The 15,261-nt window shown below is 34.7% G+C and carries 10 protein-coding genes; 2 read left to right on the forward strand and 8 right to left on the reverse strand.

Annotation, left to right across the window (positions count from 1 at the left end; all coding sequences use genetic code 11):
• Positions 1 to 33: 33 nt before the first annotated feature.
• From EW093_RS06795 to EW093_RS06820, 6 genes are all read right to left on the reverse strand, one after another.
• Positions 34 to 957, reverse strand: coding sequence for a glycosyl hydrolase family 17 protein (locus tag EW093_RS06795; protein ID WP_223111662.1), 924 nt, complete (start codon positions 955 to 957; stop codon positions 34 to 36).
• Positions 941 to 1,870, reverse strand: coding sequence for a glycoside hydrolase family 17 protein (locus tag EW093_RS06800; RefSeq protein ID WP_149567664.1), 930 nt, complete (start codon positions 1,868 to 1,870; stop codon positions 941 to 943). Before EW093_RS06800 ends, EW093_RS06795 begins: the two co-directional genes overlap by 17 nt.
• Positions 1,871 to 1,947: 77 nt before the next feature.
• Positions 1,948 to 3,759, reverse strand: coding sequence for a glycosyl hydrolase family 17 protein (locus EW093_RS06805; RefSeq protein ID WP_149567665.1), 1,812 nt, complete (start codon positions 3,757 to 3,759; stop codon positions 1,948 to 1,950).
• Between the two features lie 76 nt (positions 3,760 to 3,835).
• Complete coding sequence (locus EW093_RS06810; RefSeq protein ID WP_149567666.1) at positions 3,836 to 5,812, reverse strand: FIVAR domain-containing protein; 1,977 nt, start codon at positions 5,810 to 5,812, stop codon at positions 3,836 to 3,838.
• 28 nt (positions 5,813 to 5,840) lie between these two features.
• Positions 5,841 to 8,843, reverse strand: a complete 3,003-nt coding sequence (locus EW093_RS06815) for a glycoside hydrolase family 2 TIM barrel-domain containing protein (protein ID WP_149567667.1) — start codon at positions 8,841 to 8,843, stop codon at positions 5,841 to 5,843.
• Positions 8,844 to 8,845: 2 nt separating this feature from the next.
• Positions 8,846 to 9,625: a sugar-binding protein gene (locus EW093_RS06820; RefSeq protein WP_187759865.1), complete on the reverse strand. Its 780-nt coding sequence runs from the start codon at positions 9,623 to 9,625 to the stop codon at positions 8,846 to 8,848.
• Between the two features lie 233 nt (positions 9,626 to 9,858).
• On the opposite strand from EW093_RS06820, the gene EW093_RS06825 reads away from it, so the two are divergent.
• Entirely contained in the window at positions 9,859 to 11,013 is a 1,155-nt protein-coding gene (locus EW093_RS06825; RefSeq protein ID WP_149567669.1) for an ROK family protein, read from the forward strand.
• Here EW093_RS06825 and EW093_RS06830 read toward each other — a convergent pair.
• Both EW093_RS06830 and EW093_RS06835 read right to left on the reverse strand, forming a co-directional pair.
• A complete protein-coding gene (locus EW093_RS06830; protein ID WP_149567670.1) occupies positions 11,003 to 11,845 on the reverse strand; it encodes a hypothetical protein in 843 nt (280 codons plus the stop codon). The genes EW093_RS06825 and EW093_RS06830 overlap by 11 nt on opposite strands.
• Before the next feature lie 9 nt (positions 11,846 to 11,854).
• Complete coding sequence (locus EW093_RS06835) at positions 11,855 to 13,465, reverse strand: methyl-accepting chemotaxis protein (RefSeq protein WP_149567671.1); 1,611 nt, start codon at positions 13,463 to 13,465, stop codon at positions 11,855 to 11,857.
• 162 nt (positions 13,466 to 13,627) lie between these two features.
• On the opposite strand from EW093_RS06835, the gene EW093_RS06840 reads away from it, so the two are divergent.
• On the forward strand, positions 13,628 to 15,193 hold the full coding sequence (locus EW093_RS06840) for a sensor histidine kinase (protein WP_149567672.1): 1,566 nt from the start codon (positions 13,628 to 13,630) through the stop codon (positions 15,191 to 15,193).
• The last annotated feature ends 68 nt before the right edge of the window (positions 15,194 to 15,261 follow it).

A 15,261-nucleotide genomic window follows, 5' to 3' on the forward strand; every position in this document is an offset into this window, starting at 1 on the left:
CATATTAACTTACAATTTACAATAACGCAAGTTTTAAAACAGCTCATTAATAACTAATTTCGGTTTTCTTTCTATGGAATATAATCCCCAGTGCTTCTCTGGCTCTAGGGGCTCAGAAGAACCCTTCCACTCTTCATCAAAAGCCTCAAATAAAAAAGTTAAGATTTTATTTTGTTTTGACCATGTAACTAGTTCTCTACAATATCTAGCCTGTAACTCTTGATTAACATTTTCAGGTTCAATACCTCGCCCATTTGAGTTAGTGGCCCAACCCGCCTCTGTAATTATTACAGGAGTATCTGGATATCTATTTGCAACTCCATAATAGTTCTCCTTTGTATAATCCATCGCTTGGTCTATACTCTTATACTCCCAAACTGGATATGTATGTATAGAGATAAAGTCTAAAACTCTAACTAATGGTTCTAGTTTATCCATCCATGGAACATAGTTCTCACAAAATGTTACAGGTTGTTTTGTCCCTTTTTTTACCATCTTTGCATATTCAATTACACTCTCTACAGGTACTAAATGGTCAGACCAATCAACAGTTGCTTCATTCCCCACAGATATGGAAAAAATTATTTCCGGATAGAGATTCCCAAGTTCGATAGCCCTCTCGATCTCTTTTCTATTTTTTATTTTATTAGACTCAAGTTTTTCCTTGCTATAAATGGCTCCCCATGGACAGTTTGGATTGCTAACTTCAGCTGTAATATATGTCCCAAGCATAACTTTAAAATCAAAGCTCTCTTTCTCGATTACTTCTAATACTGTTGAGGCATGGGGTGTGCAGTCGTAAAGCCTTAAATAACCCCAATTATCTTTTAAAATGAGTAGATCCTCTTTTATCTCATCATAAGATGGGGATAGAGCTCCAGGAGCTTGCCCTTTTCTATAACCTGAATAACATATTGAATTTTTATATGCTATATTAAATTTACTCTCTAGTGTCACTATTTACCTCACTTATCATACTTTCTAGGGCATATTTATGATTACCGTTTTTATCCCACAATCCCCAATATGCTCCTACATCTCCCTCATCTTCTACTTTCCAAGCCTCATCAAATGTAGAGAAATAAAAGATTTCGATATTATCTTCTTTAGCCCAATTATATGTATTTATAAAGTATTTTACAGCATTTTCTCTAGAAGGTACTGCACCCCAGAACTTTGTTCCAATATTTGGCCAACCAGTTTCGCTTATTATTACTTTTTTACCATTTGCAGCTTTAGTAGCCCTTCTAAACATATCTTTCATATAGAGCAGAGAGTGTTCCAAGGAACAACCTTCCCAAAAAGGGTAGCAGTTTGCCAATATAACATCGCAAACTTCAGATATTTTAGGTCTATCTCCAAACTCATAATAGGCATCCACATATCCTACAGGTACTCCAGATATTTGGCTTTTAACCATATCTATATAGTTTATTAATAACTCTTCGGAAACATCCTCTCTTAACATAACCTCGTTACCTACTGCAACTATATCTGCATATCCAGCTTTAGCAATATCTACTACAGATCTAATCTCATCTAAATTTTTATCATGATCCTTACCGATCCAAGCTCCGACCAATGTTTTAAGACCAAAATCATGGGCTATTTTTGCAATTCTCTCATTCCCATCTGTTGTTGAGAATATTCTTATCCACTTTGTATATGGTTTAATTATCTTAATTTTATCTATAATCTGTTTATCTGAAATTTTATCACCAGGTTTTTGATGTTCTAAATATGGACTAAAACACATGCCATGAACACCATCTTTTAATATAGACGTGAATTCATCAGTTATCTGATTTTCTGTTTTTTCTCTAAAGTCCCGACCTGCGAGGGACATATATTTGTAACCTTTACTCGACATTTTTTACCTCTTTCAAACTTATAAAAAAGTAAAGGGATATTCCATCCCCTTACCTATTAAAAATATCTATAAAATTACTAGTTCTGTGTCCATCTAATTTTATCTACATTAACGACTGCCGTATCAGGGTTACCATCCCTGTCTCCTATAACAAAAGGAATATATACTTTCCCTAAGTTAATTGTTCCGCCAGTATTTCCAAAACTGTGTGAACCAATTGCTACAAGATCAGATATAGGAATTGAGACCTCATGCCATTGCCCATCGTTTAAATAACCATAACTGTTGTTAGTTGGGTCTACTGTTTTTATTAGATCCCAACTATCACCATCAGCACCATAGCCTGTTTGGCAACCTATCTCTATATTTCCACTATAAGTTGTTTTTATACTAAAAGTTAGATGCCCATTTGAAAATGCTGATAGATCCATACCCTGCTTTTTCATTAAAGCCATCATACCCCATCCCCATGATTCTGGTGTTGGCTGAATTGGGGCAATAAAGTCATTATCACCCCCGGTTTCCTGGCCATCTCCTGCTAAATAATCATCAAATCCTGCAGTACTATTGTTCTCCCAGGATTCCCATTGTAGGTTGTTTTCTTCTCCAGCTAGCTGGCCATTGTACCCAACAGATAGATCCTCTCCCATTACTATAAAAATAGAGTCTGTAACCGTATATATAGGGTCTAGATCAACAGGAATTACATAAACAGCATCGGAATCTGTATATGAGTTGGCATCTGTTGTAAACTCTAGTGTTGACCATGTAGCATTACTTGAAACAATGTATTTAGCCTCCCTATTTACATTAAAGAAACCCCAATGGTCATCGGAGGATTTCCATGGCTCATCAAAGGCTTCAAAGAAGAAACAAGTCACCGGACTATCAATATCTGTTTCTAACCATTGATTCATTTTCTCATAATACATAGCTTGGTTAACCTGGTGGCCAATATTTTCAGCATCTCCACTATCCTGCCAACCTGATTCCCCAATAACTATTGGTTTATCAAATCCAAGGGAGACAATATTATTTTTAACCGCATCATAGTTTTTTTCTGCATAATCAATTGCTGCATTCATCATAGCATCTGCTCTTTCAGCTTCTGGAGTATCTTCTAAAACATGATCCCATAAGCCGTGTTCAGCATCGAATATTGGATATGTATGTATAGCTAAAAAGTCTACTGCCTTAATTACAAGTTCAACATCGGCATATGGTCCTACAGTATTTGATTCATCCTTCATAGACCATGGTTCCCAGTTATCATCTACTGTAATGGGTTGAGTAACCTTACTTCGAATATATGTTGCATAACCTGCTACATGGGCAGCTGGTACTGCGTGACCAAAAGTATTCCAGTCGACCATACACTCATTTCCTACACTAATAGCTAAAACAGTATCTGAGTATTCCCCATTAGCCAATGTTACAGCCTTATCTAAGTTCTCTATATTTATTAAATCTTCGGCTTCAGTTGCTCCTGCAATCCAAACACCAAGCATTACTTTCATATCTAAATTGTTTGTTTTAATTACTTCAAGAACCCTCTCTGCGTGGGTAGAAGTGTCATATAACCTTATTAAAGTTAACCCCATTGATTCTAACATTTGTAAATCTTCTAAAATCTGGTCAGTTGTAGGATATATCTTAGTATCAGGGGATTGTCCTTCCCTATAACCAGAATAACTAATTGCTTTTCTAGTTGTAAAATCATCTGGTAGAGCTCTTAATGTTGTAACTGTTTCACTTGGTAGTGCATCTACTATAGAAGTAGTTGGTATTGTTCCATTACCAGGAACATTTTCTCCTAAAAAATCACACCCAGTAAATAATAGTGTAAATAAAAATGTGAAACTAATTATTAGTTTTTTATGTAATTTCATCTATGCCTCCTGCAATAGAAAAATCTGGGTCCGAAGACCCAGAAAGGAAAATAAAATATGCTTTGCTTAAAAAGTTTTAGTTAACTGAAAATGCAACATCAGTTAAATAGAAAGTACCTGCACCCCAGCAAAAAATACCAAACTGGTTTGTCGCTGACATATCGCCAAAAACGCTTAGTGGAATTTCTACTTGAGTCCAACCATTACCAAGATCTGTTCCGTAATCAGCAATTACAAAAGTTAACTCTGCATTAGTAGCAAGATCCATTTTAACAACAACTTCAGAATAATCAGTTGTTTTCATTTTAAAAGATATAGCAGTTTTATCTGTAAAATCACCTGCTGTATATCCTACAAATGCAGCAACTGCAACATCACCCCAACCAGTACCAGAAACAACCATTAATGCTGGATTATATACTTGATCTGTGGCATCTGAATGAGTAGAACCCGAGTTCCATAAATCAGTTGTACCTGCAAAATTTTCTGTTTCTGTTGACGCCCATACATATTGATCAAAGATAAAAGCATTAGGTATTCGACTTGCAGCATTAAAAGCAGTTGTTGCATCAGCAAGAGTTGTTACAGCAGCTTCTATTTCAGCGTCAGTTGAAGCAGGATTATCCATTACAGCCTGTGCTGCAGTTATTGCTTCTGCATATGCAGTGTAATCAGATTCTACTTCTGTATTACCTGGCTCTGTACCAAATGGATGAGAAGTAAGTGATACTTCAGCATCAGCAATTGGCTGGAATAATTTATGTACTTGTGTTTCTGAATAAGTAATATCATCAATATAATAAGTTTCTTCTTCTGTCATAACACCGTCATGGTTAGGAATTAAAACAAGTTTATTTTGGCCTTCATTTAAAGTACCAAAATCAAAACTTAAAGTTTCCCATTCGCTTGAAGTAGTGGTATAAGCAACAACTTCCTGATAACCTGCAGCTGCACCCTCAATTTTAAATGTAAACTTCTGTCCTACAGCTGGTGAGTATAGTTTTAACTCAAATACTGCAGTAGAACCTACATTAAACGCTCTAGTATCTATTATTGCTAAAGCCCATGCTGCCGCATCTACTGGTTTAATTACTTTAAGTACGTTATTTGTATTATCTAATGGATCAACATCAATTGAAGTTATTGAACCAGAATCTGCAACAACCTCTGGAGCTGGATCTTCATCAAAGTTATATATAGTAGTAAAAACATAAGAAATAGTAGCTTTAAAGTCAGCTATTGCAGTGTTTAAAGCTACTTTTGCAGCATCTATATCTGCAATAGTTATAGCTGCATCTTTTGAAACAATTACAGCATCTAGAGCTGTTTGGAAAGTTTCTTTTGAACCAACACCATACTCACCACTAGCTGTACCCTCTACAGCAGCATCATGTAATGCTTGAGCTAAAGTTAGATCAGCTTCAAAGTTGAATAAATCGATGTCAAACTGCGTATATCTAGCAGCTTCAAAAACCTCAGTTGCTGTAGCTAGAGCCACTATTGCATCATTTAATTCCTGTAAAGTAGGAGCTGTTGGCCGATCATCAGCAAGTAGAGCAACCACAACGCCCCTCGCTATAGAGAAGTTAGCAGAATCGGCTATAGATATGCCACCTACAACAAAAGCTGTCCCAACACTTCCACCTAAAACATCCGCAGTTGCTAAAGCTGCTGTTAGATCAGCTTTAGCACTTGCCAACTCTGAATCTTCTAAACTCTGCTGAGTAATAATTGCATCATTAAATGCTACGGTTGCAGTAGCTAGAGTGGTTACAGCAGCGTTTACATCAGTTTGTGTTACTCCTGAATCTTCATTAACGCCCTCAGCTACAGTTATAGCATCATCGTAAGCCGAAGCAGCATCAGCAGGCACATTTCCAACATCAGAACCAACAGTAGTTCCTTCTAATAATGTGTTAGCATTTCCTATAGCTGCTACTAATATGCTTTTATCAACAGTTACTCCATCATCAGCTGGGAACAACAGATCACATGAAGTAATTAGTAGTGAAAACAATACTAAAAACACAATAAAAAAGTTCTTTTTTTTCATCAAAATCTCCTAATTTTTTTATATTATTTTAGTAGCTCATGCTACTGTAAATACCTATTTCCATATCATACTCTCGAGTAGCGTCGGCTATATCTGAGTATTCACTATATGTTTTTTGCCTAGCAAAAATTCCAATTTTTGATGTTGAAACTGAGAATTTAGGTTTATCAAAAAAGTATGCTAAATCGACTTTCCACTGTAATGGGTATGTAATATTCCAATCTCTTTGCCACTCATTAGAGTTCTCAAAACCCCAACCATTTAGCAATATATTCCCCTCTAGAGCTAGTTTGTTATATTTAACTTTTAGATCAGCTCCCATTGAACGAGTTAATCTGTTAGAACCATCATCTAAAGGAACTAAATCAGTACCAAAACTCTGTTGTACACCAATGAAGTAGTCAAAACCGATTTTAAACTGGGGTAGAGGATTACTTATTGTTTTTAACTTTACAGACCAAAGGTTTTCACATGCTTCCATTGGAGAGGAAAATGCATACTCTGTTGTAGAGTTAGCCTTAAACTTCCCTATATCAGAGACTCCTGTGGACAAGATATATAGAAGGGATATAGATCCAGCGAATTTTGCTTCTTCTATATCAAATGCATTCCAGTCATGAAACCAAGTTGCTCCTGTTGGGTCAAAGGTAATAACCATTTCACCTTCTAGAGTTTCACGGTTGTGATACACATAAAATGGAGCTGTTAATGGGTTTCTATTACCTGAAGTATCTGGGCCAACTAAAGGAGAGATACTTCTTCCCACAATATCAAATGTTAAATCGGAATAAACAATCTTCGCTCCGATATTAATTTCCTGCCTATTACCAAGACCACTATCTGCTTTAAATAAACCACCCCTTGCCATCATTGCATTTGTATCAGCAACAAGACCTGAATAGACATATCTACCATAAAGCTCTGTATATCTAAAAATCTTTGTAGATAAGTCTACTTTCCCTGATAATGAATCTAACAAAGTTATCTCTTTACTGCTTAAACCACCATCAGTAGAATATGTCTCTCCTACTTTGTCAGACCCAGCAAAATAACCACCTGCAATAACATCAACATATGGATACATTTCAAAATGACCGGACAAGCTTGCAGATTGAGTGGTGTTCTCCCCAACTTCAATCTCTTTGACATCAAAATCCTGCTGTATTAAAGCTGCAAAACCATACTGAGCTGTTCCGCTATTCATATCCTTTGTATACTTAGCAATTGCTTGGGGTCTTGCTCCATAATATATTTCAGGACCAGCATATATTTTAAGACCATCTAATGAACCATTACCTGTAAACATTAGACCGTAGGGAGCTAACGAACCATTTAAATCCATACCATCCATATCAAATGATTCAGGCATCATATTAAAATAGTCACCTTCAAGATACCAATCAGCAAGCCCTGTATGAAAATAACCGTTAATGTCAAAAAGTGGATTTGTATACTCAAATGAACCACTATATAGCTGAACAGGTTCTTGATTTACATTAGGATCAGTAAATAGGGGGTCATATGTAGAACCACGAAACTTAACACTTACATCTCCTGTTAAATTTTCCACAGGCTTAAACCCAAATGTTAATGTTAACTCCTCAGACCTTCTCTCTGTTAACTCTGGAAGTTGATATAGAGCTGGATTGCTATCTTTAGCTGCTTGAACTTCAAGGTTGGAAAATGATTCAGAGAAATTAAGGTCTAACTTAATACCATCAATAGAAACAAAGTCTAATTTCTGTTCATTTTTGGTAACATTTGCTTCACCTAAAGATACAAATTTTATAGGATCAATTTTAGCAAAATGCTCTTCTACCTCTTCGGGAGTACTGTCGTACATTGAAAGTGACCATATATCACCTAAGGTATAAAATGCAGCTCTAGGGATTCTTCTATTAATACCGGCTTTTTTTAATTGGCTCTGGGCAACAATACCAAACCACTCTTCGTTCATATTTGGAGTTCCTGTCTCGGCATCAAATCTATAACCACCATTTGTCCAGGAACCAACTGTAGCATGCACATCTAAGTGGCTATCTAAACCATTTTTCCACCACTCATCAATCCATTCAAAGACAAATCCACCTACAGCATTTTGATACTTACCCTTACCATAACTTTGAGAATAGATCTCTTTCCACTGATCTCTAATATATTGAGCTTGGTGATATTGGTCTTCTGTATCTGTTTTTGTATTGTATGCATCAGCCCCAAACTCGGTAAAAACAACAGGAACATTCAATCCTTGAATACTCTTGTAAAATAGGTCAGAGGCTTCACTACCCCTATAGGTATTAACACCCATAATTTTCATACTTGGAACTAATGCTTCGATTATATTTAAGTACTGAATATCCCCATTTACTATTCCAGATGGGTGATTATGGTCAAGTCTTCTAGCAACTTCCAAAACCTCTTCATAAAGGCTATAAAGATATCCCGCTCGAGCCTCCATACGTTGTCCCGTAGGAAGGTTTTCAATATTATCACTCTCCCACTCTAGCCCGTAGTTATTTTCGTTACCAAACATAAACATTAAGACCCCGGGAGTATTTCTATAATCTTTAATTACTCTAAATGCCTCTTCTTTAATGGCTTCTCGAGTATAAAAATCTGAATAATCTGTTCTAGCATGCCACTTTCCATTAACTGTTACCCCATATCTACCAAATGTGTAGTTTACTATTGTGTAGATACCATGTTGAAAATATAGATACTCTATCCATCTAGCAGGAACTTCACTAAAAACACGAATCGAATTGACACCAATCTGCTTCATTAGCTCCGCATCTGTATCTATCATTCTTTTAATAAACTCATCAGACTGGGACCATAAATCATAGGTATATTTCTCTCCTATTGGAGTAAATGCCCATACTACACCCTTGACTTCAAATGGCTTTTTATCTACAAACAGCCTAAAACCGTTGTCATCCTGTTTTATCTCTACTTTATTCACCTGTGCAACAGTCTGAAAACCAATTAAGGCAAGTAGAAGTAGTAATATTACTCTATTTATTGTTCTCATCTTTACTCCTCACCTTTTTTAACAACTTGACCCTTACCCCATACAGAGGCATCATTCCATGGGTCATCCTTTTCACTCATCCAGTGAACTAATCTATCCCTCTCTGTGTCATCAGCATCATTTAACTGAAACTCACACTTAATCTTCTGACCAGGCTTTAACTCTTTTATCATTAGTATTGAAAGGGGAATTGCAGCTTCTACCTCATATCCATCTTCGTTATAAGAAAAAGCAGCAGAAACTTGGGATGTTTTTGTAACATCATTTATTGAAACTTCAAAAGCAAAGGGATCGTCTTTACTTACAGGAACTAATCTTATCTGGTTATCTGTCATCTTATATTTCTTATGGGATGAGGTATCTATACCAATAAACATCTCGACAGAGTCTCCCCTCCAGGCCATACTTCCAGAAAGTTTATTCTCATTTACTATGTCATCAGTTACTCTAGAATAGATAAAAAGTGTAGAACCATCAGTTTTTAAAACAAACCGAGCCTCACCATCTTTTGGATCATGACTAGAACCTAATACAACAACCCTTGTTGTTGGTCCATCAAAACCTTCCCACTCCCCAAAAATCCCATCGATAACAGGTATTTCATCAACCCAATAAACAGGAGTCACTTCACCAACTGGCGGTTTTATTCTATTAGCAGAAGCTTCAGCCATACTCTCATTCCATGGAGATGGTACAGGCTTTTTTTCTGTAGTGGTCAAACTAAACCCGCTAACAACTACAAACAAAAGTATTGTTTGCGCCAACATAATCTTTTTTAACATATCTCTTCCTTTAAAATTATATATAGGGCCTAAAAAAAATAGACTTAATCCATAGTTAGTTTCTTTCTTACTCAAACATACTAAATCTGAAAATAGATTATCGTCAAGCTTTAAATAGCAAATTAGGGAATAAATAGTTTGCTTAGTATAAAAACACATATTTTACTTATATGGTTTGTTGCTAAAAGAAACCAACCATTGACTCGTAAAGGTTTATGGAATAGGATTTAAAAATGCAAACTCAATACTCATATAATGCTTCTAGGGTGTTACAAACAGTCTGGCAGCATGATTCAACAAGTAGAACGTTAATCTCTAAAGAGCTAGGTCTAAACAAATCGACTATTACTAAACTATTAACACCAATGATTGAGAACAATATAATTGTAGCAGTTGAAAAACAAGCTAGTGGGCAACAGGGCGGCCGAAAAGCCGAAGTTCTATCTATAAACGAAAAGTTTGGAGTTGTTATTGGGATTGAGATCCATACATCGTTTTCAGCAATCTGCATAACAGACTTAAAGGGGAACATTTTAGTTACTAACAAGTTTCAGAATAATGACTCTCTTGAAAGTTTCCAAGAACTAATAGAGTTTGTAATAGATTCTTCAGTTTCTATTTGTAAAAGACGTCAATACAATATTATTGGAGCAACTCTAGGTGTTTCAGGTGTGATAAATCCCTACGAAGGTATTATTTACAGGTCAAACCCATTGGGCATTGATACGCCTGTAAAAATATACCAAAAACTAGATAAGTACCCATTCCCTATACTTGTAGAGAATGATGCAAACTGTTGTTGTTATACTCAACAAATACCCTCAGAGAATAACCGAACACGAAATTTTATTTGTATTTTAGGGGAGTTCCGAAAGGCTACAAGGCTCTCTAAAAATGAAAGTGGTATTGCTATTGGTATTGGTATAATGATTAAGGAGAGCATTTTACACGGTGAGGACTTTTCTGCAGGAGAGTTTCAAAGTCTCTATAAAAGCGAGGAGAACCCATCCCAATTTGATTTAAAACCTGAAGAGATTCAAAATATTCAAGATGATGAAGTTTTATTAAAAAAGGTTCTAAGGGAACTATCTAGAAATATATCACTCCTAGTTAACACACTAAATATCTCCTTAGTATATTTTGAAGGAAATATTACTGATTATCAATTTATGCTTAAACCAATTTTAAGGGACGAAATCCAGAGGAACTGGAACTATGATAATCAGGTAGATTGTCAAATACAGTTTTCAGAAAAAAGAGACTTCGCTGTTGCCCATGGAGCTGCATGCTGCTTCTTGGAAAAGCTCTTCTCACCATCCAAATTTTGGGAAGATAGGAAGGAGTACTACCCTTCAGGAATTGATCTTTTTAATTTTATTAATAATTAACAATGTCTGAAACACCATAATGGTTTCCATTTATACCTATACTTACCCAAAACTGGGGTGAGTAAATGTGTTCCCGGCTAAAATAGTATGGATCATTAGATAAATTACGTGCAGGAAAAAAGAAAAGGCCCATATTTATGGTAAAATCCTTTATTAATTTAATAACGCCCTGCCCACCAAAAATGAATCCAGACCTAATAAAATCAGAGTACTGGTCAACCATGTTAAAATACTGCTTATACCCCCCGGTAATATCAATTTGAAAATATTTAAAATCCAATAGATACTCTAGGGAGAGACTGCCTGATATAGGCTTTATTCCTGTAGGAACTTCCATATCCCATAGGCCTCTTAAAGTATCGTTTTCAAAGGCCACTGATTCAATATTATAATATAAGTTAAAACCAATAGAGCTAGCAGCTTCTTCTTTTACATAACTTTCGTAAAGTGCAGGCAGGCCTCTATAGTCATGAATTTCGTTCTGAATCAACTCCCCTCCTAAATTAGCCTTATATATAATAGATATTGAAGGAGAGAATATATAATCATTAACCATAAAATCGTAGGAAACAATTGTATCTACTAAGTCATACCTATAATTAAATTTTCTTGAGGTTACTACTTGATAATACTCTGATATTTGTAATTTATCTTTTTTACTTTTTGCAAATAGAGAGAATGTAAGAAAATCATCAGCACCAATATACCTACCATTAACTCCATTCTCCATAGAACCTGTGTAGTTATCATTTAAAAAACCTGAAACAAAAGATGTTTCACCAAAAACGACAACCACAAGGCTTAATAATAGAGTCAATAAAATTTTATTCATAAAGCTATACTACAGCTTCTGAAATCCCTTTTCAAGCTTATGAAAGTTATTCATGTTAACTTCGCCAATATCTTTTAACTCAATAGAGTCATTTACTATTGAAGAACTTAGCTCCTTAAGGTGGGAGACACTAATATCTGCCTCTTTTGACGACTCATATATACCTTGAATAATTGAAACAATAGAGTCAATTGCTCTATCCATAATTGTTAAGGCATCAGTAACATCTTTATTTCCTTCCTGTACATTATTAACTGTAGAAAAAATCCTATTTGTCTCGGTAGACATTGTTCCCATACCAGAAATAATCTCTCTAAAAGACTCATAAACAGTATCAATCTGCTGGGTTATAATATTAAATACCTTATGCAACTCTACCGCTGTATCATTAGAAACTTTAAACTGGGCAGTATTCTCTGTCATACTCTCTTTAATTATTTTAGAGTTTCGACTTGTCTCTTCTGCTAACTTTCTTATTTCATCGGCTACAACAGCAAAGCCCTTACCTGCTTCACCAGCATGGGCTGCTTCAATGGCAGCATTCATAGCAAGAAGATTTGTTCGACTAGATATGCCTTGAATAACATTTACAACGGATAAAATTTCTTCGGTGGATTGGGATAGAGCTTTTAATGAATTAAGGGTCTCCTCTAGTTTCTTAGTACCCATACTAGAAGACTCTGAAAGTTTATTTAATATTTCACCCTTCCTTTGAGCATCTGATGTCATATATTCAATTTGGGTAGTTATCTCTTTTGTTGCACTATACGAAGCCTTAATTGCAGCAGTTTGAGCATTGATCTTCTCCTCTACAACTCTTTTTGTCCTATCTAGCTCTTCATTTGAGTTTCGTCCAATCTCCGTATGCTTCATTAGAGTAGAAACTGTCTCCTCAAGGGAAGAGATATCTGTAGCAATATCATTACTATTAGTAGATGCTTTTTTAGCAGCCTCTAATAAAACCTCTCCCATATTAAAAGCAGACTTTGTAGAGTCAAAAAGGTCGGTAATTGATAATAAACTCTTATCACTCTTCTCCTTTTGACTATTTATTAAATCCATGTTTTTTTGTTGCATTCTAAATATCAAGTAGGCAAAGTTAGCTCCTAAAGCTAAAAATACAAATGAAATTAGAAACGCCCCTATCTGTAGACCTTCACCACTAGCCTTTAACATAGGAATAGATAAAATATAAAAGAGTAATTGGCCTAATAAAGCACTTATTATCATACCTTTAAACTGAACCTTACTATAACATAAAAATGGGGCCATTACTAAGACAACAGTTATATAAGTTGAGTACATATATATGTCATTGAACTCTTTTTTATCTTGCAAGGCATATAAACCCCAAGCACAGGCTGTAAAAAAAACTACACTTATCTTACTTGTTAAATAATACCTTTTTCTTACAACTAAAATTGAATTTACCGCTAATACAGCTGCAACAAAAAGCTCTACTCCACCAACAATAAAGTCAACTTGAATAAACCTAATTAGTGCAAATAACACAAAACCTACAGACAAGGAAAAATTGATAATAAAAAGAGTTTGTGCCTTCTGTTGCGTAACAATACCCTTATCCTTATATACTTCTTTAATTCTATTTAGTGATTTCATTAAAACTCCTATACTAAATTAAATAATAGATTGTACTTAGATAAAGGTCAAATATTCTCTTAGAATTCTTTTTTGATTGATTTAAACAGAGTGTAGATTTAATATATTCCTTATGAGGCTAATTTGGACGACTATATAAACACCCTTTCAGATATATTTTTTTTGAATAAAAAACCTTCAATTATCATGGATATAGAGGGAAATAACTGCATATTCAATAAAGAGGCCAACAAGGTTTTCAACCTGGATCTACTTGATGATATAAGGGAGTTATTCCCAGATATTTACTTAGATAAGGATATGGAGAGTCAAAATTGTATAAAAAAAAACACAAAAATCTCCTACCCCATTAATTTAACTCTATTCAAGAATACAAACCACTGGTTAATAGAGATAAAGGATAGTTTAGAGTGTCAATGGGATGAATTTGTAAAGTGTCAACGCCTACTACATGTGCTATTTTTAGATTTAATATCAATAAATAGTGAAAAAGATCTATATAAAACATTAATAATTAAGGCCCGTAAGATTTTAAATATTGATAGAATTGGAATATTATTATTCGATTCACAAAACGGTAAAATTAAGGGAACTTGGGGAACGAATAGATGGGGAGAGGTTGTTGACCAAAGTAGCTACGAGGGGTATTTGGCAGAGAAGGACTCATATAAAGAGAGTTTAGATTTTAAAAATTATGCAGTATATAATCATGATACCTATCTTTACGATGATGGAGAAATTATTGGAAGGGGCTGGAATACTAAATCGATTTTTTACGCTGGACAAAAGCCCGTTGGATGGATAAGTTGCGACAACTCAATCTCCAAGAAACCACTTCCTATATGGAAAAAGGAAATTCTTGGAGAGTTAGCAAGAATGACAGGAGAGTTTCTCTTTAACCTTAGATTAGAAAATCATCTTAAAAGTGAAGTAGAAAAAAAGACGGTAAAGCTAAATAAAACTATTCAGGAGTTAAAAGAGACGCAGGATAATTTAATTGAAGCTGAAAAATTAGCATCTATAGGAAGTTTAATTTCCGGTGTAGCCCATGAAATTAACACTCCAATAGGTGTTGCACTTACAGGAGTGTCCCACATTGAGGAAACCACCAAAGATTTAATGGAAAAAATAGATGGAGGTAGACTAAAAAAGAAGGATTTAGACATCTTTGTTAATGATAGTTTATATAGTAGTACTCTTTGTGTAAGCTCATTAAAAAGAGCAGGAGAATTAGTTAACATATTTAAGCAACTCTCAGTTGACCAAGAATCAACTAATAATGAGGAGCTAAATTTATCAGAGTTAGTAGAAAATGTTTTACTATCAATAAAATACTCAACAAAACTAAATGGTATTAAAGTTGAAACAGATATAGATAAAAACATTAATTTCATAGGGAATCCTAAAAGTTTCTATCAAATCCTAACAAATTTAATAAACAACTCCATAGTTCATGGATTTATTAATATACCTAAACCACTAATTAAAATATCAGGAAGGATTATAAGCGGAAAAATCGATGTAAACTATTCGGACAACGGAGTTGGAATACCTAAAAAGCTTCACAAAAAAGTTTTTGAACCCTTCTATACAACAAAAAGAAATCAAGGAAATACAGGTTTAGGGCTAAACATTATATACAACAGTGTTTTAAAACAAGGTGGAAAGATATCAATAAAAGATCACAAAGATAAAGGTACACAATTTAACATACAATTCAATATATAATACAACCATACAATTAGTTTCCCATAGAAAATAACCATAAAAACATATATTCATTTTAGAAGAATTAT

Origin of the sequence: Thiospirochaeta perfilievii (genome assembly GCF_008329945.1) — a bacterium.
Classification (GTDB): Bacteria; Spirochaetota; Spirochaetia; order DSM-2461; family DSM-2461; genus Thiospirochaeta; species Thiospirochaeta perfilievii.